This is a genomic window from Gordonia otitidis (assembly GCF_020735545.1).
GTDB lineage: Bacteria > Actinomycetota > Actinomycetes > Mycobacteriales > Mycobacteriaceae > Gordonia > Gordonia otitidis.
On sequence record NZ_CP085974.1, the window covers coordinates 2,859,149 to 2,882,589 of the forward strand.

At 65.5% G+C, this 23,441-nt stretch carries 20 protein-coding genes; 15 read left to right on the top strand and 5 right to left on the bottom strand.

The window, feature by feature from the left end; translation table 11 throughout:
- Positions 1 to 274: 274 nt before the first annotated feature.
- The gene (clpB, locus tag LK459_RS13105; RefSeq protein WP_007238800.1) at positions 275 to 2,827 is read left to right on the top strand and encodes an ATP-dependent chaperone ClpB; all 2,553 of its coding nucleotides are present in this window, start codon (positions 275 to 277) and stop codon (positions 2,825 to 2,827) included.
- A gap of 82 nt (positions 2,828 to 2,909) precedes the next feature.
- Here clpB and sigK read toward each other — a convergent pair whose 3' ends face one another.
- Together sigK and LK459_RS13115 are read right to left on the bottom strand one after the other, a co-directional pair.
- On the bottom strand, positions 2,910 to 3,476 hold the full coding sequence (sigK, locus tag LK459_RS13110; protein ID WP_007238799.1) for an ECF RNA polymerase sigma factor SigK: 567 nt from the start codon (positions 3,474 to 3,476) through the stop codon (positions 2,910 to 2,912).
- A 262-nt stretch (positions 3,477 to 3,738) separates the two neighbouring features.
- Positions 3,739 to 5,367 carry a dihydroxyacetone kinase family protein gene (locus LK459_RS13115; protein ID WP_227918742.1) on the bottom strand — a complete coding sequence of 543 codons (1,629 nt, stop codon included), beginning with the start codon at positions 5,365 to 5,367 and terminating at the stop codon, positions 3,739 to 3,741.
- Positions 5,368 to 5,429: 62 nt separating this feature from the next.
- On the opposite strand from LK459_RS13115, the gene LK459_RS13120 reads away from it, so the two are divergent.
- The 3 genes from LK459_RS13120 (at position 5,430) to LK459_RS13130 (ending at position 7,304) form a co-directional block, all read left to right on the top strand.
- The gene (locus tag LK459_RS13120; RefSeq protein WP_322590778.1) at positions 5,430 to 6,032 is read left to right on the top strand and encodes a DNA-3-methyladenine glycosylase I; all 603 of its coding nucleotides are present in this window, start codon (positions 5,430 to 5,432) and stop codon (positions 6,030 to 6,032) included.
- Between the two features lie 89 nt (positions 6,033 to 6,121).
- Positions 6,122 to 6,892, top strand: coding sequence for a maleate cis-trans isomerase family protein (locus tag LK459_RS13125; protein ID WP_227918744.1), 771 nt, complete (start codon positions 6,122 to 6,124; stop codon positions 6,890 to 6,892).
- A gap of 22 nt (positions 6,893 to 6,914) precedes the next feature.
- Positions 6,915 to 7,304, top strand: a complete 390-nt coding sequence (locus LK459_RS13130; protein WP_227918750.1) for a PPOX class F420-dependent oxidoreductase — start codon at positions 6,915 to 6,917, stop codon at positions 7,302 to 7,304.
- A 32-nt stretch (positions 7,305 to 7,336) separates the two neighbouring features.
- Here the strand turns inward: LK459_RS13130 and LK459_RS13135 are convergent, their stop codons facing one another.
- Positions 7,337 to 7,858 (bottom strand): DUF6611 family protein, encoded by a 522-nt coding sequence (locus tag LK459_RS13135; protein WP_227918751.1) that lies wholly within the window; start codon positions 7,856 to 7,858, stop codon positions 7,337 to 7,339.
- Between the two features lie 425 nt (positions 7,859 to 8,283).
- On the opposite strand from LK459_RS13135, the gene kdpF reads away from it, so the two are divergent.
- From kdpF to LK459_RS13165, 6 genes are all read left to right on the top strand, one after another.
- Positions 8,284 to 8,382: a K(+)-transporting ATPase subunit F gene (kdpF, locus tag LK459_RS13140; protein ID WP_227918753.1), complete on the top strand. Its 99-nt coding sequence runs from the start codon at positions 8,284 to 8,286 to the stop codon at positions 8,380 to 8,382.
- A 54-nt stretch (positions 8,383 to 8,436) separates the two neighbouring features.
- Positions 8,437 to 10,407, top strand: a complete 1,971-nt coding sequence (gene kdpA, locus LK459_RS13145; protein ID WP_227918756.1) for a potassium-transporting ATPase subunit KdpA — start codon at positions 8,437 to 8,439, stop codon at positions 10,405 to 10,407.
- Positions 10,404 to 12,578, top strand: a complete 2,175-nt coding sequence (gene kdpB, locus LK459_RS13150) for a potassium-transporting ATPase subunit KdpB (protein WP_407648584.1) — start codon at positions 10,404 to 10,406, stop codon at positions 12,576 to 12,578. Before kdpA ends, kdpB begins: the two co-directional genes overlap by 4 nt.
- A 6-nt stretch (positions 12,579 to 12,584) precedes the next feature.
- Positions 12,585 to 13,208 (top strand): potassium-transporting ATPase subunit C, encoded by a 624-nt coding sequence (locus LK459_RS13155; protein ID WP_227918758.1) that lies wholly within the window; start codon positions 12,585 to 12,587, stop codon positions 13,206 to 13,208.
- A gap of 84 nt (positions 13,209 to 13,292) precedes the next feature.
- Positions 13,293 to 15,812 carry a sensor histidine kinase gene (locus LK459_RS13160; RefSeq protein ID WP_227918759.1) on the top strand — a complete coding sequence of 840 codons (2,520 nt, stop codon included), beginning with the start codon at positions 13,293 to 13,295 and terminating at the stop codon, positions 15,810 to 15,812.
- On the top strand, positions 15,809 to 16,519 hold the full coding sequence (locus tag LK459_RS13165) for a response regulator (RefSeq protein WP_007238789.1): 711 nt from the start codon (positions 15,809 to 15,811) through the stop codon (positions 16,517 to 16,519). The genes LK459_RS13160 and LK459_RS13165 overlap by 4 nt, the downstream gene beginning before the upstream one ends.
- On the opposite strand, the gene LK459_RS13170 is transcribed toward LK459_RS13165, so the two are convergent.
- Entirely contained in the window at positions 16,464 to 17,228 is a 765-nt protein-coding gene (locus LK459_RS13170; RefSeq protein WP_227918770.1) for a maleate cis-trans isomerase family protein, read from the bottom strand. The genes LK459_RS13165 and LK459_RS13170 overlap by 56 nt on opposite strands.
- 73 nt (positions 17,229 to 17,301) lie before the next feature.
- Here LK459_RS13170 and LK459_RS13175 point away from each other — a divergent pair, with 73 nt between their 5' ends.
- The 5 genes from LK459_RS13175 to LK459_RS13195 all read left to right on the top strand — a co-directional run bounded on the left by LK459_RS13175 (position 17,302) and on the right by LK459_RS13195 (position 22,176).
- Positions 17,302 to 18,738 carry an amidase gene (locus LK459_RS13175; RefSeq protein ID WP_227918772.1) on the top strand — a complete coding sequence of 479 codons (1,437 nt, stop codon included), beginning with the start codon at positions 17,302 to 17,304 and terminating at the stop codon, positions 18,736 to 18,738.
- 3 nt (positions 18,739 to 18,741) lie between these two features.
- The gene (locus LK459_RS13180) at positions 18,742 to 19,239 is read left to right on the top strand and encodes a DUF3830 family protein (protein ID WP_007238786.1); all 498 of its coding nucleotides are present in this window, start codon (positions 18,742 to 18,744) and stop codon (positions 19,237 to 19,239) included.
- 15 nt (positions 19,240 to 19,254) lie between these two features.
- Positions 19,255 to 19,992 carry a GntR family transcriptional regulator gene (locus LK459_RS13185; protein WP_007238785.1) on the top strand — a complete coding sequence of 246 codons (738 nt, stop codon included), beginning with the start codon at positions 19,255 to 19,257 and terminating at the stop codon, positions 19,990 to 19,992.
- 144 nt (positions 19,993 to 20,136) lie between these two features.
- Entirely contained in the window at positions 20,137 to 21,531 is a 1,395-nt protein-coding gene (locus LK459_RS13190; RefSeq protein ID WP_007238784.1) for an MFS transporter, read from the top strand.
- A 51-nt stretch (positions 21,532 to 21,582) separates the two neighbouring features.
- Positions 21,583 to 22,176 (top strand): TetR/AcrR family transcriptional regulator, encoded by a 594-nt coding sequence (locus LK459_RS13195; RefSeq protein ID WP_227918773.1) that lies wholly within the window; start codon positions 21,583 to 21,585, stop codon positions 22,174 to 22,176.
- Between the two features lie 42 nt (positions 22,177 to 22,218).
- On the opposite strand, the gene LK459_RS13200 is transcribed toward LK459_RS13195, so the two are convergent.
- Positions 22,219 to 23,409 carry a M20 family metallopeptidase gene (locus LK459_RS13200; RefSeq protein WP_227918775.1) on the bottom strand — a complete coding sequence of 397 codons (1,191 nt, stop codon included), beginning with the start codon at positions 23,407 to 23,409 and terminating at the stop codon, positions 22,219 to 22,221.
- Positions 23,410 to 23,441: the final 32 nt, after the last annotated feature.

Consider the following 23,441-nt stretch of genomic DNA (forward strand, 5'->3'; position numbering starts at 1 on the left):
AACCAACCGGACCGGTTTACGGGGGACACGCCATGTGCCAGTCCAGAGTTTGTGACTGATGTGGCGTTCCTGTCCAAGAATTCGGAAAACCCGTCCGCCAGTCTAGAAACCGGGCGAGCACGGCCCGGCACCAGTCGACAGTGACTCAAGTCACAAAATAGACAAACCTGAGCGGAATGGACTCAACTCTGCGTGCGTTGAACCACTCAAGTGGCCATAATTGAGCCACGGAGACTTAAGAACGCGAAACACGTAGAGAAAGAGGTACCACCAAGTGGACAGCTTCACCCCGACCACCAAGACGCAGCAGGCGTTAAGCGCTGCTGTGCAGGCGGCGGCCGCTGCTGGTAACCCCGACGTACGTCCGGCCCACATCCTGGTCGCACTGCTGGACCAGTCCGACGGCATCGCTTCGCCGCTGCTCAAGGCGGTGGGCGTGAATCCGTCGACTGTTCGCGCGCAGGCGCAGGCCATGGTCGATCGGGCGCCGACGGTGTCGAGTGCCAGTGCTCAACCGCAGCTTTCCCGCGAGTCGATCGCGGCGGTCACGGCCGCCCAGCAGCTCGCCACCGAACTCAACGACGAGTACGTCTCCACCGAGCACCTCGTCGTCGGGCTCGCCACCGGCGATTCCGATGTCGCCAAGCTGCTGCACGACAACGGCGCAACCCCGCAGGCTCTGCAGGAGGCGTTCGTCGCCGTCCGCGGAACGGCGCGCGTGACGTCGGAAGACCCCGAATCCACCTACCAGGCATTGGAGAAGTACTCCACCGACCTGACCGCTGCCGCCCGCGAGGGCAAGCTCGATCCGGTCATCGGCCGCGATTCCGAGATCCGTCGTGTGGTGCAGGTGCTCAGCCGTCGTACCAAAAACAACCCGGTCCTCATCGGTGAGCCCGGCGTCGGCAAGACCGCCATCGTCGAGGGGCTCGCGCAGCGCATCGTCGAAGGTGACGTGCCGGAGTCGTTGCGCAACAAGACCGTTGTGTCGCTGGACCTCGGATCGATGGTCGCGGGTGCAAAGTACCGCGGTGAGTTCGAGGAGCGGCTGAAGGCCGTGCTCGACGAGATCAAGGGGTCGGCCGGGCAGGTCATCACCTTCATCGACGAGCTGCACACCATCGTGGGTGCCGGTGCCACAGGCGATTCCGCCATGGACGCGGGCAACATGATCAAGCCGATGCTCGCTCGCGGTGAGTTGCGCCTGGTCGGTGCGACGACGCTGGAGGAATACCGCCAGTACATCGAGAAGGACGCCGCCCTCGAGCGTCGGTTCCAACAGGTGTACGTCGGGGAGCCGAGCGTCGAGGACGCCATCGGCATCCTTCGTGGCCTGAAGGAACGGTACGAGGTGCATCACGGTGTGCGCATCACCGACTCCGCGTTGGTCGCTGCCGCAAGCCTTTCCGATCGCTACATCACCTCGCGCTTCCTGCCCGACAAGGCCATCGACCTCGTCGACGAGGCTGCGTCACGTCTGCGGATGGAGATCGACTCGCGCCCCGTCGAGATCGACGAGGTCGAGCGTGTCGTCCGACGGCTCGAGGTCGAGGAGGTCGCACTCGAGAAGGAGCACGACGAAGCGTCGAAGCAACGTCTCGAGAAGCTGCGTCAGGAACTGGCCGACCAGAAGGAGAAGCTCAACGAGCTCTCCGCGCGCTGGCAGTCGGAGAAGACCGCCATCGACGCCGTTCGCGACACCAAGGAAGAGCTCGAACGCCTTCGTGGAGAAGCGGATCGGGCCGAACGCGACGGTGATCTGGGTCGGGCGGCCGAGCTTCGCTACGGGAAGATCCCCGGCTTGGAGAAGGAGTTGGAAGCCGCGATCGAGAAGACCGGCACCGACCCCGACGAGGACGTGATGCTGCAGGAGGAGGTTGGCCCCGACGACGTCGCACAGGTTGTGTCGGCGTGGACGGGCATTCCCGCGGGCAAGATGCTCGAGGGTGAGACCGCCAAGCTGCTGCGCATGGAAGAGGAACTCGGCAAGCGCGTCATCGGCCAGAAAGAGGCCGTGGTCGCCGTGTCCGACGCCGTCCGACGTGCTCGTGCAGGCGTCGCCGACCCGAACCGGCCACTGGGATCGTTCCTGTTCCTGGGCCCGACCGGCACCGGTAAGACCGAGCTGGCCAAGGCGCTGGCGGAGTTCATGTTCGACGACGAGCGCGCGATGGTGCGCATCGACATGAGTGAGTACGGCGAAAAGCATGCCGTGGCAAGGCTTGTCGGTGCACCTCCCGGCTATGTCGGATACGAGCAGGGCGGTCAGCTGACCGAAGCGGTACGTCGCCGTCCGTATACGGTGGTGCTCTTCGACGAGGTCGAAAAGGCTCACCCGGACGTCTTCGACATCCTGCTGCAGGTGCTCGACGAGGGTCGACTCACCGACGGCCAGGGACGCACGGTCGACTTCCGCAACACCATCTTGATCCTGACGTCGAACCTGGGTGCAGGAGGCGACCGGGACCAGGTGATGGCGGCGGTGCGCAGCGCGTTCAAGCCGGAGTTCATCAACCGACTCGACGACGTCGTGATCTTCGAGGCGCTCAGCCCCGAGGAGCTGGTGTCGATCGTCGACATCCAGCTCGGCCAACTGCAGAAGCGTCTTGCTCAGCGTCGACTCGAACTGCAGGTCACGCCGAAGGCGAAGGAATGGCTGGCCGAGCGGGGATTCGATCCACTCTACGGCGCCCGTCCGCTACGTCGCCTGGTGCAGCAGGCCATTGGCGATCAGCTCGCCAAGGCGTTGCTCGCCGGTGATGTCCGCGACGGCGACGTCGTGCCGGTCAACGTGAGCGCCGATGGAGATTCGTTGGTTCTCGGCTGACAGCACTGACAGAAGGTCCCCGACCCACCACGGGTCGGGGACCTTCTCGTGTCTAAGTCTTTCTGAAGACTGGGTTGACGCCTCAGGCTGCGGTCACCGCGATGTGCGGTTCGAGCCGTTTGAGTGCCTGCCGGATACGTGACTTGGCCGTCGGCAATGCCACTCCCAATTCGTCGGCGACCTCGCGGTAGGTCATTCCTCGGAAGTAGGCCAACTCGATCGCCTCGCGCTGCAGTTCGGTCAGGCGGGACATCAGGAGTCGGACCTCACGGATGGTTTCGCGGCGCTCGGCCGATTCGCTGACCACGTCGTGTTCGACCCTGGTCGACTGCTCGGCCGTGCTGTAGACGTGGAGTCGACGCTTGGCAGCGGTTTCGGAGCGAACCCGGTCGACGGCGCGACGATGAGCGAGAGTCATCAACCAACCGAGCGGCGAACCCGACTCGGGGTCGAACGTGTGCGCCGAGCGCCACACGGTGAGGAAGACCTCCTGCGTGGTTTCCTCGCTGAGCCCGCGGTCGCGCACGATGCGGAGCACCATGCCGTAGACGCGGTGACTGGTCTCGTCGTAGAACTGAGCGAATGCACGGGCGTCGCCGTTCGCGATCCGGGTCAGGAGCACCGAGAGCCTATCGGTCGTTTCGGTCATGTTGTGCTCCTGTCCAAGCGATCGTTCCCCCGATCGTTGCGGACTACGCTAGGGCGTCGCGCACGTGCGGCGTCAGATCCAGCAGGGGATTGCGACTAACTCGAAACCCAAGACGCCGACGGTCACGGTGCGATAACACCTCGAGGGCCGAACAGTTAACGATGTGCTGACACGTATTGCGTTTTGCGCAATCGGCCGAATGCGAAAAGCTGCAGACGGTGGGCGGAGCACCGCTCACCGCTGTCGGGTGGAGCAGGGACGGTCAGCTGTTGTCGGTGGTGGCCTGGTACAGCCAGGAGACCACCAGAGCGCCCGGGTCCACGACGCCGCGAGCATTCTCTCCGACGTAGCTCGCACGTCCCTTGGTGGCGGTGGTGTCGCGGGTGGATTCGGCTCCGTCCGCGGCCTTCTGGCCGACCGCAGAGAGGGACTCGCCGTCTTCGAGGGCGTCGACGGCCGGGCTCAATGCGTCGACCATGGTCTTGTCACCGACTTGTGCTCCGCCGAGGTCCTGGATCTCGGCGAGGGCGCGCGAGGAGCCCTCGCGGATCGCCGACTCGAAATCGTCGTTGTCGGCGAAGGCCAGGGACAGTTCGCGGAACAGTACGCCGAAGATCACTCCCGATGTGCCGCCGGAGCGGACGAGGTAGGAGGTGCTGATCGCGCTCAGGACTTCGCTGTCGGAGCCTCGTAGGGGAAGACTGAAGTGCGCCAGGGCGGCTTCCATGTTCGTGCCGAAATCGCCGTCGCCCGCGCGTTGATCGAGCTCCGTCAAATCGGCGATGGAGTCCTGGACGTGCCCGACGAAGCGGGTCAGCCATTCGTTCTCGGGGCCGTCGTCGGCGGAGTCCGAGGGTTGGGCGAACGTGGTGTCGCTCAGGGGTGCTGTGCTGCGAGAGGGACTCGCCGCCCATCCCGGTGCTGTGGTCGGGGCGTCGAACAGGGTGAGGATCTCGTCGTCGGCGCGAACGAGTGTGATCGAGACGCCGCGCATGTCGAGTGCGGTGACGAACGTGCCGACCATGGGACGCGCGATGGCGATTCCGCGGCGGTCGAGATCGGCGACCACCTCTCCGAACACGAGATCGAGTTCGAGGGGATGCGCGGCGCCCAGGCCGTTCACGAGACAGATCACCTCCTCGCCGTGAGTCAACGACAGTGCGTCGACGATCGGATCGACCATGCGGTTGACCAGTTCGCGGGCACCGACCCGGGTGGTGCGTTCGCGCCCTGCCTCGCCGTGGATGCCGACGCCGAACTCCATCTCGTCGGCGTCGAGTTCGAAGGTCGGCGACGACTCGGAGGGCATGGTGCACGCGTGGTAGGCCACCGAGATGCTCCGCGCGTTGTCGACCACACGTCGTCCGATCCCGGCGACAGTTGCCAGGGCGTCGCCACGCGCGGCCGCCGCGCCGCAGATCTTCTCGACGAAAATTGTCGCTCCGGTTCCACGACGACCGGGACCGGTGTCGGAATCCGACGCGACGTCGTCGGCGACGATCACTTGGTCGGTCTCGATGTCGTCGCGTACGAGGTGTCGAGCGATGCGGAAGTTCATCACGTCGCCGGTGTAGTTCTTCACGATGTGGAGAACGCCCGCGCCGCGATCGGCCCACCGTGTCGCGCCGACGATCTGCAGGGCGTTGGGTGAGGTGAAGACGAGTCCGGGGCACGCGGCGTCGAGCATGCCGGCACCGATCATGCCGGAGTGCATCGGCTCATGACCGGAGCCGCCGCCCGAGACGAGAGCGACGGTGCTGTCACCGTTGCGTTCGCGTAGGTGGAGGAATCCCGGGTCCGACTGCCAGGCGATATCGGGATGTGCGGCGACGAATCCACGCAACGAATCCGTGATGAAGGTGTTCGGCGAGTTGAGGATGTAGTCGCTCATTGGATCAACCGTATCCTGCAACCGTTACCAGTGCTGTCGGTGCCTCGGAGTAATCTGCGGCCGTGAACGCAGATGTGATCGTCGGCGACGACGGACGGGCGCGGTGTACGTGGGCGTCGGTCGAGCCCGAGACCACCTACCACGACACCGAGTGGGGATTTCCGCTGACGGGCGACAACGCGTTGTTCGAGCGGGTGTGCCTCGAGGGATTCCAGTCAGGTCTGAGCTGGCGCACGATCCTGAACAAACGTGAGAACTTCCGGGCAGCCTTCGACGGCTTCGATGTCGAGAAGGTCGCGGCATTCACCGAGCGCGACGTAGAACGGCTTCTCGGCGACGCTGGCATCATCCGGCACCGCGGCAAGATCGAGGCGGCGATCAACAATGCGCGGCGTGCGACGGAACTCATCGAGAACGAGGGGTCGCTGGAGTCGTTCTTCTGGGGGTATGCGCCTGCGGCAGAACATGTTCCGGGATCGATGACGCTGTCCGACGAATCGACGAGGCTCTCGAAAGACCTCAAGAAGCGTGGCTGGAAGTTCGTCGGCCCGACGACGATGTTCGCGCTGATGCAGGCGTCCGGGATGGTCAACGACCACGCCCATGAGTGCGTCATCCGGCCGAAGGTGACTGCCGCGATCGAGGAGTACCTGACGTCCCGCTGAACGCCCGTGGCGGTGACACACATCTGCGGAGCCCGGGCACTCGTCGCGCTCAGACTGTCAACAATCCGACAATGTGCCATCATGCCTGCATGGAGCATGAATCCGCGCTGTTCGGCGGCCCAGGGGAGCAGATCGGGATCGGTGTGATCTGTCCGTTCGACATGGCACTCGACCGTGAGCTCTGGCGCTGGATGCCCGACGGGGTGTCGCTGTACTTCACCCGCACCGGATTCATCGACGCGCCGGTCGACGTCGACATGTGCCGGGACCTGAACAACCACACCGAGATCGCGGCAGCGGTCCGATCGATCTCGGCGGTGCGTCCCAGCGCGTATGCCTACGCGTGCGCGTCGGGCAGTTTCGTGTACGGGATCTCCGGGGCGGTCGAGCTGTCGAATTGCATGCTCGGTGCGGGTGCGCAGCGTGCGGTCACGACGTCTGAAGCGCTCCTCCGCGCGCTCGACTCGCTGGGGATCAGTCGTATCTCCGTGGCAACGCCCTACACCAACGCGCTGACCGGACTGCTCTGCGACTTCCTCGCACAGTCCGGTCGAAGTGTGGTCGCGCAGTGCGGTCTCGGACGCGACCATGACATCTGGACCATTCCGTACTCGGTCACCGCCGACCTGATCCGGGGTGCCGATCATCCTGACGCCGACGCGATCTTCGTGTCCTGCACCAACCTCTGGACCTATGACGTCCTCGGGGCGCTCGAGGCCGAACTCGGCAAACCTGTGCTATCCGCCAACCAGGTCACGGCGTGGGCGACACTTGTCGACGCAGGCGTACTCACTCCGGGGTTTGCGCAGCCCCACACGCTGCCTGCTGCCGACCAGTCGCTGTTCACCCGTGCCGCGTGATGACACCGACGTAGGGTGGGGTATGGCCGCAGCACAGCCCTTCGACGCCGCCACCGACGCAAAGTACGTGCAGCTCACAACGTTTCGCAAGGACGGCACCCCCGTCGCGTCGCCGCTGTGGGCGGCAGCGGAGGGCGAGACCCTGATCATGTGGACGGAGACGACGTCGTGGAAGGTCAAGCGGATTCGACGTGACCCGCACGTTGTCGTCCAGGCCTGCGATGCGCGTGGGAAGAACCTGCGGGGTCGGCCAGTGGAGGGTTCCGCGACGCTTCTCGACGCCGCAGGCACCGAGCATGCGCGCCAGCTGATCGCGAAGAAGTATGGGATCGTCGGGTGGATCCTCGTGAAGGCGAGCAGACTGCGCCGGGGTGAGGACGGCACCGTCGGCATCTCGATCACTCCGCGGTGAGCGTCGACTCCGCTGGACGGGTCGCCGGGCGCCTACGTGAGCGCGTGACGTCGACGCTGTGCCGACGGTATTCCGCCGTGGCAACGCGCCCAGATCATCTCGTGCTCGACAGGTGTGATGGCTCCTGCGCGGAGACGACTGTCGGCGTCGCGTAGGACAGCCGCACGTACGCAGATCTCTCTCCGTGTGGAACGGGCAGCGGCGTCGGCTCCGTAACCCGTCCAGGCCTCCAGGGTGCGCGTCTGCGTGCGTACCCGATGTGTCTGATGTTCGACGACTGCCACGAGCGCCAGCGCCAGCACGATGCCGACGAACAGTCCGGCGAGGCCCGCATCGCCGACCGTTTCCGCGACGTACGCACTTGCCAGCACCACCGCGACTGCGATGAACGGCGCAGCACGCCAGATGCGCATCCACCGGACCTCGTGCTCGCTGATACCGGGTGGATACACGACGAGGCGATGGCACACCCAATGGCGCGCGTAGCCGACCTGGACGTATCCCCATCGCGCGGAACCGGAGACCACCGGCTGCAGATGCGCTGACTCGTTCATACGATCGGTTCTAATCCCGATAGGCGCGAGACCGCCCGTTTCTGACGCCTTCTCGACGCGGCGAGCGCAAATCTTGACGCGGCTTTGACGCGCACCTCCCGGTGAGGCCGACGATCCTCGACGACTCGGTGGCGGTCGCGGCGTCGGGCGATCCGATATGCCGGGAATGCACCCGATCACATCACGAAGCCCGGCGCGCGAAGGTTGTGTCAACAAACCCCGCCGCTGCGTATGGAACGCGTTAAGAGCACTTCCCACACCGACGAATAGGACCGAAGCTGTGGTGCGCCGATCGCCAGTCCGACGGTCGGCATCGTCAGTCAAGGAGTGTGAAAAGTGGCCGATGTGCTCTACGTACTCGCCGCGTTGATCGGCTTTGCGATCTGCGTCCTGGTGGTCCGGGGCGTCGACGCGAGGATCGGCCGATGACCGCAGACGGAGTCGTGAACGTTGTCCTGCTGGTTCTGTCCGTCGCGACGGCGATCTATCTGATGCTCGCGCTGATCAAGCCCGAGAGGTTCTGACCTGATGAGTGGTGCGCCGGCCGCTGAGTCGGCCGAGTTCGAGAGGTTGTGTTCGTGAGTTCTTCCGTTGCGGCGGCGCTCCAGGTGGCATTCGTCATCGTGGTGCTCGCAGCCGTCTATGTGCCGCTCGGCGACTACATGGCGCGTGTGTACCGAAGCACACGCGACCTTTTGCCGGAGCGCGCGATCTATTCGCTGGCCCGTGTCGATGCGCGGCGTGAACAGACGTGGGTGGGATACACCCTTGCGGTCCTGGCGTTCTCGCTGATCTCGTTCCTGTTCCTCTACCTGCTGCAGCGTCTGCAGGGAGTCTTGCCGTGGTCGGACGGCAAGGGCGGCGTGAACCCGGCGACGGCTTTCAACACAGCGATCTCATTCGTCACGAACACCAACTGGCAGTCGTACTCGCCCGAGGCCGTGATGAGCAATCTCTCGCAGATGCTCGGCCTCGCGGTGCAGAATTTCGTGTCGGCTGCGGTCGGGATGGCAGTGGCGGTCGCATTGATCAGGGGATTGGTGAATCGACGCGGTAACGGGTTGATCGGCAACTTCTGGGTCGATCTGACTCGCACCTGTGTCCGAATCCTTCTGCCGCTCAGTGTGATCGTCGCGGCGATCCTGCTCACTCAGGGTGTGGTGCAGTCGTGGCACAGCAGTTTCGGGTTCACGACGATGTCGGGTGAGCATGCGCAGAGTATGGTCGGGCCGTTCGCCTCTCAGGAAGCGATCAAGGAACTCGGCACCAACGGCGGCGGAACCCTTTCGGCGAATTCGGCGCACCCATTCGAGAATCCGACGCCGTTGAGCAACGTCGTGGAAATCCTTGCGATCCTCATCATTCCGGTATGCCTGACCCGCGCCTACGGGACGCTCGTGCGCGACCGTCGCCAGGGGCTGACACTGCTCGGTGTGATGGCGACGATCTGGGGCGTGATGCTCGCACTCGTGTGGAGCTTCGAGTCGCACGCACACGGACTGGCGGCACAGGCGGCCGGCGCGATGATGGAGGGCAAGGAACAGCGATTCGGTATTCCCGGAAGCGCATTGTTCGCCGTGTCGACGACCGGAACGTCCACAGGCGCAGTCAATTCCGCACATGACAGCCTTTCGGCCGGCGGCGGTGGCGCGGTGATCTGGAACATGCTGCTCGGCGAGGTCGCGCCGGGCGGAGTCGGTACAGGGCTTTACGGAATCCTGATGATGGCTGTGGTGACCGTGTTCGTCGGCGGGCTACTCGTCGGGCGCTCGCCTGAGTTCCTCGGCAAGAAGATCGGGCAGAACGAGATCACCATGGCCGCACTGTATGTGCTGGTCATGCCTGCCCTCGTGCTGGTCGGGGTCGGGATCAGCGTGGCCATGAGCTCCACTCTCGACGCTCAGGGCAACAGCGGCGCCCCCGGTACGCCCGGCTCGATCCACGGCTTCTCCGAGGTGATCTACGCCTACGCATCGGCAGCCAACAACAACGGCAGCGCGTTCGGTGGCCTGACCGTCACCAGCGACTGGTTCCAGACGTCACTCGGCTTGGCCATGCTGTTCGGCCGGTTCCTGCCGATCGTGTTCGTGCTCGCGCTCGCCGGGTTGCTCGGACGGCAACGGCCGCGGGGTGTGGTCTCGGCCGACGGGGTTTCGACAAGCTCAACCGGCGAGGGCAGCTCAACCGGCGAGGGCAGCTCAACCGGCGAGGGCAGCTCAACCGGCGAGGGCAGCTCAACCGGCGAGGGCAGCTCAACCGGCGGGGGCAGCTCAACCGGCGAGGGCAGCTCAACCGGCGTGGGCAGCTCGACCGGCGGGGTTTCGACAAGCTCAACCGGCGGGGGCAGTTCAACCGGCGTGGGCAGCTCAACCGGCGGTAGTGGGGTCGTTGCGGTCCTCGAGCGGCAGGAAGCCGTCAGGGCCGAAGCCAATCTCCCCACACACGGGGTGCTCTTCGGCGCACTCCTGCTCGGCACGATCGTTCTCGTCGCCGGTCTCACCTTCTTCCCGGCCATGGCGCTGGGACCCATCGCGGAGGCACTTCTGTGAGCGTCAACACCATCGAATCCGACGTGACGTCCGAGGAGGCGTCGGCCGGGCAGGACGAGACACAACTCGTCTCACGTGGATCGTTCGACCCACGACAACTCCTCACCTCGGTTCCGCAGGCGCTGCGGAAACTCAACCCGCGCGATCAGGCTCGCAATCCGGTGATGTTCGTGGTGTACATCGGCTCGATCGTGACCACGGTGCTCGCCATCTGGCGACCGTCGTGGTTCGCGTGGTTGATCGCTGCATGGCTGTGGTTCACGGTGCTGTTCGCCAACCTGGCCGAGGCCGTCGCCGAGGGGCGTGGTCGTGCGCAGGCCGACTCGCTACGAAAGGTCAAGCGCGACATGATGGCCCGGCGACTGGACGAGAACGGATCGATCTCGCAGGTGTCCGGCACCGCGCTGACGGTCGGCGACCTCATCGTCGTCGAGGCAGGCGAGGTGATCGCAGGTGACGGGGACGTCGTCGACGGCATCGCGACCGTCGACGAATCGGCCATCACCGGTGAGTCCGCGCCCGTGGTGCGTGAATCGGGTGGTGACCGGTGCGCGGTGACCGGTGGCACCGTGGTGCTCAGCGACCGCATCGTCGTCAAGATCACTGCCGCACCCGGCGACAGCTTCGTCGACAGGATGATCGCGCTCGTCGAAGGGGCGTCGCGCAAGAAGACACCCAACGAGATCGCGCTCGACATCCTGCTCGCCAGCCTGACGGTGATCTTCCTCCTCGCGGTGGTCGCCGTCGGACCGATGCAGCAGTATGCGGGCCAGAGCCCGGACGCCATCAAACTGATCGCGCTACTCGTGTGTCTGATCCCGACGACGATCGGGGCACTGCTCAGTTCGATCGGCATCGCGGGCATGGATCGCCTGGTGCAGCGCAACGTACTCGCCATGTCGGGACGAGCGGTGGAGGCAGCAGGTGACATCGACACCCTGCTCCTCGACAAGACGGGAACCATCACCTTCGGTAATCGGCGGGCCACCGAGATCGTCCCTGGGCCGGGTACGTCGACTGCAGAGCTCGCCGAGGTCGCCTACCGGTGCAGTCTCGCCGACGACACACCGGAGGGCCGCAGCATCGTCGAACTGTGTCTCGACGAGCACGACGTCGTGCCCGCCGATGCGGAAGCACTCGCTGCCACCCGCGGGCACGAGCATCCCGAGTACGAGGTGGTGCCCTTCACCGCGGAGACGCGGATGAGCGGTATCGACGTGTACGCGGGAGCCGATACCACGGTCGAGTACCGCAAGGGCGCTGCCGATGCCGTCGCGCGATGGGTGACCGCGCTCGGCGGGACGATGCCACGTGAGGTCACCGAGCGTGTCGCCGAGATCTCGACCCGCGGCGGCACCCCCCTGGTCGTTGCCGTGAACGGTGAGGTCTCGGCGTCAACACGGGGGACGACGGCCGTGGTCGACGCCCCGCGCGTGCTCGGCGTCATCCAGCTCTCGGACGTCGTGAAACCCGGCATGACGGAACGCTTTGCGCAGTTGCGCGAGATGGGTATCCGCACCGTCATGGTCACCGGCGACAATCCGCTCACCGCACGGGCGATCGCGGAGGAAGCGGGTGTCGATCACTTCGTCGCCGAGGCGACGCCGGAGGACAAGCTGGCCTTGATCCGTGCCGAACAGTCCGGTGGTCGTCTGGTCGCCATGACCGGCGACGGCACCAACGATGCGCCCGCGCTCGCGCAGGCCGACGTGGGCGTCGCGATGAACTCCGGGACGTCGGCTGCCAAGGAGGCCGGCAACATGGTCGACCTCGACTCCGACCCGACCAAGCTCATCGACATCGTCGCGATCGGCAAACAGTTGCTGATCACCCGCGGCGCGCTCACGACGTTCTCGCTGGCCAACGACCTCGCGAAATACTTCGCCATCCTGCCGGCCATGTTCGTGAGCATCTATCCGCAGCTCGACACCCTCAACATCATGCGGCTGCACTCGGCCCAGTCGGCGATCGTGTCGGCGGTGGTGTTCAACGCGCTCATCATCGTGGCGTTGATCCCGCTGTCACTGCGCGGTGTGCGGTATCGGCCCAGCTCGTCGTCGAAGTTGTTGGGGCGCAACCTACTCATCTACGGCGTCGGTGGCGTGATCACCCCGTTCGTGGGGATCTGGCTCATCGATCTCGTCGTTCGCTTTCTCCCGGGAATGGGGTAATCGCTCATGAACACCATCACGTCCGGATTCATCCGGCAGTGCGTCGTGGCATTCGCGATGCTCGCGGCGCTGACCGTCATTCTCGGCGTCGCCTACCCGACTGTCGTCTGGGCGGCGTCGCGCGTGGGGTCGAACTCCGCGGAGGGCTCACAGGTGACCGACGCGAAGGGTTGCAACGCAGGGTCGACGCTCATCGGGCTCGATCCGAAGGCACCGAACGGGGCGCCCGACACCTTCCTGCACTCTCGGGTACTCGGGTCGGCCGACGACCCGATGGCCACCGGCGATCCGGCGGCATCGGCCGCGAGCAACCAGGGACCCAACAGCGAGACCCTCGAACACAACATCGCCGCACGGCGTGCGCTGATAGCGCAGCGTGAGGGGGTCGAACCGTCGGCGGTACCCGCGGATGCGGTGACCGGTTCCGGGTCGGGCCTCGACCCGCAGATCAGTCCGGAGTACGCGGCGATCCAGGTCCCGCGTATCGCGCGCAACACCGGGAAGTCGGAGAGTGCGATTCGTGAGGTCGTCGACGCCCATACCTCCGGCAGGCAGTGGGGATTCCTGGGGCAGGAGCGCGTCAACGTCCTCGAGGTGAACCTCGCGCTGGGACACACGGCGTGCAAATGAGCACCGATCACCGGGTGAGGGGCCGGTCGGTGTGGACGAGCACGTCGCGCCGGTCGACCGTCAGCCCTGATTAGACTCACGTCCATGGGTTCAGGTGCCGACGCCCGGGGAAGGCTCGAAGTCTTCCTCGGGTGTGCGCCCGGTGTCGGCAAGACCTACGAAATGCTCTCGCATGCACGAGGTCTCGCCGACGAGGGTGTCGATGTGGTGATCGCGGTGGTCGAGTCACACGGCCGGTCGGCCACGGCTGCGCTCACCGAGGGACTCGAGGAGATCCCGCGCCGCGATGAGGTCTATCGCGGCGCGGTCCTCGAGGAGATGGATCTCGATGCCGTGCTGGCACGTGCCCCACGGGTCGCACTGGTCGACGAACTCGCGCACACCAACGCTCCGGGATCTCGAAACGCCAAGCGGTGGCAGGACATCGAAGAGCTGCGCAACGCGGGCATCGACGTGCTGACGACCGTCAACGTGCAGCATCTGGAAAGCCTGAACGACGTGGTCGCGCAGATCACCGGCGTCATCCAGCGTGAAACCGTTCCCGACGCCGTGGTGCGTGCCGCGGACGAGATCGAACTGGTCGACATAGCCCCCCAGGCGCTGCGCCAACGCCTCAGCGCGGGCAAGGTGTACCCGGCCGGACGCATCGACGGAGCGCTCTCGAACTACTTCCGGCAGGGCAACCTCACCGCTCTACGCGAGTTGGCGCTGCTGTGGCTGGCCGATCGCGTCGACGACAATCTCGCCGACTATCGGGCAGCACACGCGATCACCGACACCTGGGAAGCCCGCGAACGTGTGGTTGTGGCGATCACCGGGGGACCGGAATCGGCGACGTTGATGCGCCGGGCCAGTCGTATCGCGTCGCGATCGAGCGCCGAACTGGTCGTGGTGCATGTGGTCCGTGGCGACGGACTCGTCGGGACGCCTGCGGCGGATCTGTCACGACTGCACGAGTTGGCCAAGGGATTCGGGGCACGTATCCACACGATCGTCGGTGACGACATACCGTCGACGCTCCTCGACTTCGCGCGCGGCGTCAACGCGACCCAGCTGGTGCTGGGCACCTCTCGCCGACCGCGGTGGCAACGTCTGTTCGACGAGGGCGTCGGCGCGAACGTCGTTGCACACAGCGGCAAGATCGACGTCCACATGGTCACCCACGACGAGACGCGACGCCGCAATCGCCTTGACATCCGAGACACGCGATTCCACCGTCCGCTGAGCTGGGTCGCCGCGATCGTCGTACCACTCCTCGTGACCGGTGTGCTCGCGATCCTCGACCGTTGGCTCGGGTTCGCCAGCGAGTCCGCGTTGTTCTTCGTGACGGTCCTCGCGGTCTCGATGCTCGGAGGTATCGGACCGGCAGCGTTGTCGGCGGTGGTGTCGGGGCTACTGCTCAACTACTTCTTCACCGATCCGCGGTTCACGTTCACCATCAATGAACCCGACAATCTGATCACCATCCTGGTCATGCTGGTGATCGCGATAGCAGTTGCCGCGCTGGTGGATTCGGCAGCGAGCAGGCGGCGCCAGGCCAGTCTCGCCAGTCGCGACGCCGAGTTGCTGGCGTTGTTCTCCGACGCCGTCCTCGGCGGTGCCGACGTCTCGGCGCTGCTCGCGCGGGTCCGCGAAACCTACGACCAGAGTGCCGTCTCGGTGGTGCACGCCGTCGACGACGGACCGATGGTCGACGCCGCTGTGGGCGACGACCCGCCGCGGCGCGCCGAAGACGCCGATACCGTGTGCCCGGTGTCCGGCGGCGAATACGAATTGCTGTTGCGCGGGCCCAAGCTCGGTGGCCGCGATCGCCGAGTGCTCGCCTCGGTGGCCACCCAGGCGGCCGGAGCGGTGCAGCGTCGTCGACTCGAACGCGAGGCCGCCGAGGCCCGTGCGCTGGCGCAGACCGACGAGATGCGACGTGCACTGCTCTCCGCGGTGAGTCACGACCTGCGGACGCCCCTGGCGGGTGCGAAAGCTGCCGTGTCGAGTCTGCGCGCCAGCGACGTGACGTTCAGCCCGGAGGACACCTCCGAGCTTCTCGCGACCATCGAGGAATCCGTCGACCATCTGTCAGCGCTGGTGGGCAATCTGCTCGATTCCTCCCGGCTCGCCGCCGGAGCGGTGCGCCCGAAACTGCAGCGCACCTACCTCGTGGAGGTGGTACATCGAGCGGCAACCGCGGTGAGCTGGGTCGGCGGACCGATCCCCGAGATCGCCTTCACGTTCCACGCCATGTGGGCATACACCGATGGAGGTCTGCTCGAACGGGTGCTGGCCAATCTGATCGACAACGCGGTGCGCCACGGAGGTGGCGGTGGGGTCGCGGTCACAGCGGAGTCCGAGAGCGACAACGACGGGTCGGCGCGTACGGTCATCCGTGTGATCGACCATGGGCCGGGCATTCCGGCCGATCGACGTGACCAGATCTTCGACGCGTTCGTCCAAGGTGGTGACCGCAACGGAGCCGACGGCGGCGTCGGTCTGGGTCTGTCTGTGGCACAAGGCTTCTCGGCTGCCATAGGTGGAAAGCTCGGCGTCGAGCAGACCCCCGGGGGTGGGACCACGATGGTGGTTTCCCTGCCCGCAGGAGACGACTCATGAGTGAGGGAATCCGGGTGCTGGTTGTCGACGACGAGCCACAGTTGTTGCGCGCGTTGCGGATCAACCTCTCCGCGCGTGGATTCGCCGTCACGACGGCATCGACCGGCGCGGCTGCGCTCACCGCGGCGGCGAAGGTGAACCCTCAGGTCGTGGTGCTCGACCTCGGCCTGCCCGACATCGACGGATTCACCGTCCTCGAGGGGCTTCGGGGCTGGACCAACGTGCCGGTCATCGTGTTGTCGGCGCGTGGCGAGTCCGTCGACAAGGTGGCGGCGCTCGATGCAGGTGCAGACGACTACGTGACGAAACCGTTCGGGATGGACGAGTTTCTCGCGAGACTGCGTGCAGCGGTGCGTCGCGGGGTCGCTGCACCCGATGCGTCGGAGGTGCCGGTCGTCGACGCGGGTGACTTCGTCGTCGACCTCAGTGCCAAGCAGGTATCCCGTCACGGCGAGCAGGTGCACCTGACGCCGACCGAATGGGGGATTCTGGAACTGTTGGTGCGCAATGAGGGAAAGCTCGTGGGGCAGCGGGAGATTCTGTCAACCGTGTGGGGTCCGAAGTATCTCAACCAGACCAACTACCTGCGTGTGTACCTGGCCAGTCTGCGTCGCAAACTCGAGGACGACCCGGCACATCCGGTGCACCTGCTCACCGAGGCCGGGATGGGATATCGCTTCGTGCGTGGGCATACGGCGCCGCAGTGAACAATCCACCGAGTTTGTCGCTGTGCGGGGTCAGACCCGCAAGTCTCGCACCCTCCCAGGCTGTCACCTGATTCGCGGTGAGCACGGGTTTACCGATCTGCTGCTCGAGGTCGGAGATCCAGGCAATGGTGTGTAACGCCGTGTCGGGCACGAGAACAGCCTGCGCCGTGGGCCGGTCTGCTTCGAGAACCATGTCGAACAGCGCGTCACCGTCGAGGGTGCCCGCGTCGGAAGCGGTGAGGATGTCGTGGGCCAACAGGTCGACGACGTCGACACCTGCGCCGCCGAGGAATGTCGTGAAACCCGTCGCGACCTCGGCGGGATAGCTCGCCGCGATCGACACCGTGTCGATGCTCAGCGCGTGGCACGCACCCGCGAATGCGAGTGAGGTCGACGACGCGGGCAGTCCGGTGGCCTCCGACAGGGTCTGTGCCTGGCGGTGGGCCCCTTCCCAGCCGTACAGGAAGCTGCCCGAGGTGCACGCCCACATGAGTGCCGCGGGTTGGTGTGCGCGTGCTCGGTGAGCGCCTTCGAGGAGCCGATCGGACTCACCGACAGCACGCATGGCGCCGACCGTGTGATCGTCGGAGTCGATCTCGGTGATCACCACGGGCAACTCGATCGTGTGTCCGAGGGCGTCCTCGATCAGTCGGTAGTCGTCTTCGGCAGCGTGGCCCGGGTAGAGAATTGCGATTGCAGCGGTTGTCACGGATGGTCCTCCCGACTAGATTGTCAACAATCAAACAATTGTCTCTCACACCGTATCGGAACCCGAGGTGACCATGCAGGACTCAATACGCGCGATGTCGGCGTCGGAACTCGGTGATGCCTACCGCAGCGGATTGCTCAGTCCCGTCGACGTCGCGGCGGAACTACTCGACACCATCGCCGAGGTGAACGCCGAGGTCAATGCCTACTGCCTCGTGGACCCGGATACGACGATGGGCGCGGCACGGGAGTCGGCCGCGCGATACGCGGCGTCGGCCGCTCATGGCCCCCTCGACGGTGTGCCGGTGTCGATCAAGGATCTCTTGCTCACCGACGGCTGGCCGACGCTGCGCGGCTCACTGACCATCACACCCGAAGCGCAGCCATGGGACGTCGACGCCCCCGCCGTTGCTCGATTGCGGGAAGCCGGAGCAGTGCCACTCGGGAAGGTCACAACGCCCGAGTTCGGTTGGAAAGGCGTGACCGACAGCCCGCGCACCGGCGTCACGCGCAACCCCTGGTCGCCGGATAGAACCTCGGGCGGCTCCAGCGGCGGTAGCGCTGCCGCGCTCGCGGCAGGCCTCGGACCCCTCTCGGTCGGTACCGACGGAGGTGGCTCGATCCGGATTCCCGCCGCGTTTTGCGGCATCGTCGGATTCAAGCCGACCCTCGGCAGGGTGCCGATGTATCCGCCGAGCCCGTTCGCTCCGGTTGCCCACGTCGGACCTATGACACGGACCGTCTTCGACTGTGCACTGTTGCTCGACGTGCTCAGCGGATTCGACTCACGCGACTGGTCTGCCGCGGCGACCCCCGACCCGGCCGCAGCCACGCTCGCCGCAGGCGACGGCAGTCTTGTGGGAGTGCGCATCGCCTACAGTCCCGACCTCGGCTATGCAACCAATGATGAGGCGGTGCAGGCGAATACCGACGCAGCCGTGGAGGTGCTGCGGTCGCTTGGTGCCGAGGTGGAAGAAGTCGACATCGGCTGGGACGATCCGGTGTGGGCCTACCACACGGTGTGGTTCGCAGGCGCTGCCGCCGTCGTCGGCGCACTCGACGGGGCAGCACGCCGGCTCGTCGACCCGAAATTGCTCGCAGCCCTCGAGCGACACCGTGACTTCAGCGCGCAGGATTACGTCGACGCGACTGCGCTGAGGATGTCGATGGGTACGCAGATGGGTGCCCTGCACGAAAGATTCGACATCCTGGTGACACCGTCGATGCCATCGGTTGCCTTCGAGGCCGGCGTCGACGTGCCTGCCGGGTCGTCGTCGCAGGACTGGACGTCGTGGACGCCCTACAGCTACCCGTTCAATCTCACCGGCCAACCGGCGATCACCGTACCGAGTGGGCTCGCTGCATCCGGAGAATCGCTGTTGCCCACCGGGATACAGCTTGTGGGCGCTCGACATGACGATGCGACGGTACTGCGTGTGGCTGCCGCGTACGAAACCGCAGCGCCTTTCGCGTCGATCATTTCATCTGCCCATCAACGAAAGTCAGGATGATCCGTGGCCGACAGATTCATCGTTGTCACACTCACGTCGCGTGAGGTCAGTGCGCGAGCCCGCTTGCTCGACGACGAGGCCCCGCGCACAGCCGCCGCGGTGTGGGACGCGCTCCCGCTGGGCGGTCAGGTGTTCCACGGCAAGTTCGCGCGCAACGAGATCTACACGCTCACCCCCGCATTCGCCGAACACGAACCCGGGCCGGAGAACACAACGGTGACGCCGATCCCCGGCGACCTTTGCTATTTCACCTTCGACGGTGTACTGGACAATCCCGCTTACGGTTACGAATCGAGTGCAGCTCCATCCGAACACTCGCTACTGATCGACCTCGCTGTCTTCTACGGACGAAACAACTTGCTGGTCAACGGCGACGTCGGCTGGGTTCCGGGAAATGTGTTCGCCACCATCACCGAGGGCCTCACCGAGTTCGCCGCTGCATGTAACGACGTGTGGATGGGTGGCGCTCGCGGCGAAACCCTGACATTTGCGCGCGCATAGAGTACGAAGAAGAGGATGATCACGATGGCAACAGACGGACACCGCGGAAAGTCGGCGGGACGCCGACGGGTGCTCGAGCCGATCGAACAGGAGTCGACTCCCGCGATCATCGCTCGGAAGTTGCATGATGCGATCGCGAACGGTAACTTTCCGTCCGGTTCACAATTGACAGAAGCGGGTCTCGCGGCCGACCTCGGGGTCAGCCGCGGACCACTGCGCGAGGCGATGCAACGACTCACAGCCGAGGGGCTGCTGGTCAGCCATCGCAACCGTGGCCTGTTCGTCGTCTCGATGGATGACGACGACATCCGCGACATGTATGTCGCGCGAACCGCAGTCGAACGAGCTGCGATCGAACAGGTGATAGCCCATGCGGATCCGGAAGCGGTGGAAGCCCTCGGCGAGGCGGTCGCGCAGATGCGGCGACATATAGACGATCCGAACGGCGCAGACATGGCCGAAGCGGATATGCGGTTCCACCAGACACTGGTGGATCACGCGCGGAGTCAACGACTATCGCGTTTGCACAGCACGATTCTCGTGGAGACGCGAATGTGCTTGCGCGCGATGCGGGGAACCTATTCCTCGGGAAAGGAACGCACAGACGAACACCAGGCATTGGTGGACGCCATCGCAGCAGGGGATGCGGCGGCGGCCGACGTGCTGATGATCGAACACATGCGGGACGGACTGCATCGACTGGTCGGCGACGCCGACCGGGACGACGTGTCGCCTGCAGAAGTAGCTCTGTAGCAGGCAGCAGGCCGGCGATGCTCCCTTCACTTCCAGAAATGTGGTGAGGGTCCGCCGATGTCGCACCGCACGAGCCGATCACCGCCCACCGATGTGAGTCACCGGTAAGACACACTGGCCCTGATTTTCTCCAGGAAGGCACAGATGGCTACGGCAAACTCCTCGGCAACCTATGAGGAACTCGCACCCGATCCGGAATCGCGAGAAGGTAAAGCACTACTGCGCAAAGCAATCGGCGCATCAGCAATCGGAAATGCGACCGAGTGGTACGACTACGGAGTCTACGCCGCGACGGCGACATATCTCACACACGCATTCTTTCCCGGTGATCTCGGATCCATCGGCACGATGCTCGGTTTTGCCATCTCGTTCGTGCTTCGCCCACTCGGCGGCATGATCTGGGGTCCGATCGGCGATCGCATCGGACGAAAGTCGGTGCTCGCGATCACCATCCTGCTGATCGCCGGTGCAACCGCTCTCATCGGTGTGCTGCCGACCCACGCGGTGGCAGGGGTGTGGGCGCCTATCCTGCTGATCGCGCTGCGCGTGGTCCAGGGCTTCTCCACCGGCGGTGAGTACGGCGGTGCCGCGACGTTCATGGCCGAATACTCACCGGACAACAAGCGCGGCAAGTACGGCTCGCTCCTGGAGTTCGGCACTCTGGCAGGCTTCAGTGCCGGTACCGCGATCGTGTTGCTGCTCGAAGTGCTGCTCACCGACGACCAGATGCAGACGTGGGGCTGGCGCATCCCGTTCCTGATCGCGCTGCCGCTCGGCCTGATAGGTCTGTATCTGCGATCGCAACTCGAGGACACCCCGGTCTTCCAAGAACTCGACAAGCGCGACGAGATCACCGGAAACGCCTACACGCGTTTCAAGGATCTGTTGGTCAACTACTGGAAGCCGATCCTCATCATGTTCGGCATGGTCATCGCGCTGAACGTCGCGAACTACACTCTGCTCGCCTATCAGCCGACCTACCTCAAGGAAACGATTGGACTCTCCGAGTCGTCGGGCTCCACCGTGGTGCTGATCGGACAGCTCGCGATGATGGCGGTCATCCCGTTCTTCGGAGCGGCGTCGGACAAGACCGGCCGCAAGCCGATGTGGTGGATCTCCCTGATCGGGCTCTTCGTGCTCGCGTTGCCGCTGTACTGGTTGATGGGTAAGGGATTCGTCTGGGCGATCGTGGGATTCGTGATCCTCGGCTTGTTCTACGTGCCGCAGCTCTCGACCATTTCCGCGACGTTCCCTGCAATGTTCCCGACGCAGGTGCGCTACGCCGGATTCGCGATCTCCTACAACGTGGCCACCGCGGCCTTCGGCGGAACAGCCCCGCTGGTCAACGACGCGGTGGTGAGCGACACGGGGTGGAACCTCTTCCCCGCGGTCTACATGATGGGCGCGTGTCTGATCGGTATGGTCGCTCTGGTCTTCTTGAAGGAGACTGCCGGAGCCTCGTTGCGCGGCACGGCGATTCCCGAGCGCACCGATGACATCTCGGTGCCGCAGGGGACCACGACGTCGTCGACTCGCTGACGGGACACCAGCACGCGCGCGGCGTCGCTCGCCGCCGATAGGATGTCGACCATGTCGAGGCCAGCGTCCTATCATCACGGCGACCTCGCCGCGGCACTGGTGCAGGCGGCGATCGGACTGCTCGAAGAGGACGGCTCCGCTGACCTGTCGTTGCGCGCGGTCGCGCGTCGTGCTGGTGTGTCACCTGCCGCGCCGTATCGGCACTTCGCGGACCGCGAGGCTCTCGTCTCGAGTGTGGCCGCCATCGGCTACCGCGAACTCACCGAGCGATTGAGTGCAGCCAGTGCGGCGCCTACGAGTGTCGACGATCTCGGCGACATCGCAGTCGCCTATGTGCGATTCGCACTCGAGCGTTCCGGCTTGTTCCGTGCGATGTTCGCCGAGCGGTGCGATCCAGCGAGCCCCGAGCGGGCCGAAGCCGTGGCCGTCATTCACGACTATCTGACCTCCGTTGTGGCGGCGGCTGTCTCGACGTCCGACCCCGAGGCGGCGGCGACTGCCATGTGGTCCCTGGTGCACGGCCTGGCTTTCCTGCACCTGGGCGGGAAGTTCTCCGAGGCGTCGGCGACGGAGGTGGATGCGCGCGTGCGGTCCGCGGTGCGCGCGGTGATCGAGATGGGTGGTCTCGACAAGCCCGACCGGTGACGATGAGCCGGCCGACGGTGATCGACCGCCGGATGGGGGGAGTCAGCCGAGCAGTTCGAGCGCGACCAGCGCATAGGCCCGGGCGGCGGTGACGAGGTCGTCGACGGCGACGGACTCGTCGGGTTGGTGTGCCTGTGTGTTGATGTTGCCGGGCCCGCAGACGATTGCGGGTATGCCGAGGTCGCGGCTGACGAATCCGCCGTCACAGGCGGCGGTCCAGCCCCCTACGGATGTCTCGACCTCTAGGGCGGTCAACGCGTCGACTGCGGCGGTGACCAGCCGGTGGTCGGCTGCAGTCTCGAAACCCGGCATCTCCATCGTGACCGCCACCTCGACCTCGATGCCGTCTGAGTCGATGCCCGCCGCAGAGATGCGCCCGCGCAACCACGCCGCGACCTCGTGTGCGTTCTCGTCCGGCATCAGTCGACGGTCGATGCCCAACGACGCCATCGGCGCGACCACCGAGATGCCCTGACCGCCCCTGACGGTTCCGACGTTCCAGGTGCCCGAGCCGAGAAGTCCGCCTGCTCGGGAGGTCATCGACTCGTGGTCGGCGCGGATGATGTCGATGATCGACGCAGCCGCGTAGATCGCGCTCCTGCCGTCGTCTGGTCTACCGGAGTGCGCCGCCTTACCCCTGATGTCGATCTCCAGATACGACGCTCCCCGGCAGCCGCGGACAACGAGAAGATCGGTCGGCTCGGCGACGATGCAGCCGAGGAAGTCGCGGGCGGTGTCCTGCCGTCCGACGAGGTCGCGGACACCTGCGCCGTGTTCTTCCTCGTCGACGGTGCACACCAGTTGGACGGGGCCGGACAGGCCGCCGTGCGCGGCAAGCGGTGCCAGCGCGGACATCGCCGCGACCGCTGCGGCGAGACCGCCCTTCATGTCCACGGCACCGCGCCCCGTGAGCATGCCGTCGACCAGCCGCGCCTGATACGGGTCGGCACTCCACCCGGGGCCCGCGGGAACGACGTCGGAGTGGCCGAGAATCATCAGTCCCGGTCCGTCGCCGCCGGGCAGCGTTGCGATCAGGTTGGGCCGTCCCGGTGCCACCTCGTGGGTGGTGACGGTGAACCCGGCACCGCGGCAGGCGTTGTCGAGGACGGCGACCGCGCGTTCTTCGGTGCCGCCGGGATTCTCGCTGGGAGCCTCCACCAGTGCACCGGTGAGCGCGGCGATCTCGTTCGGACAGATCCGCGCCAGTACCGCCTCGGATTCGCTCACCGTCACCGGCGTGACCTCCCTGATCTGCGTGCGGTCAC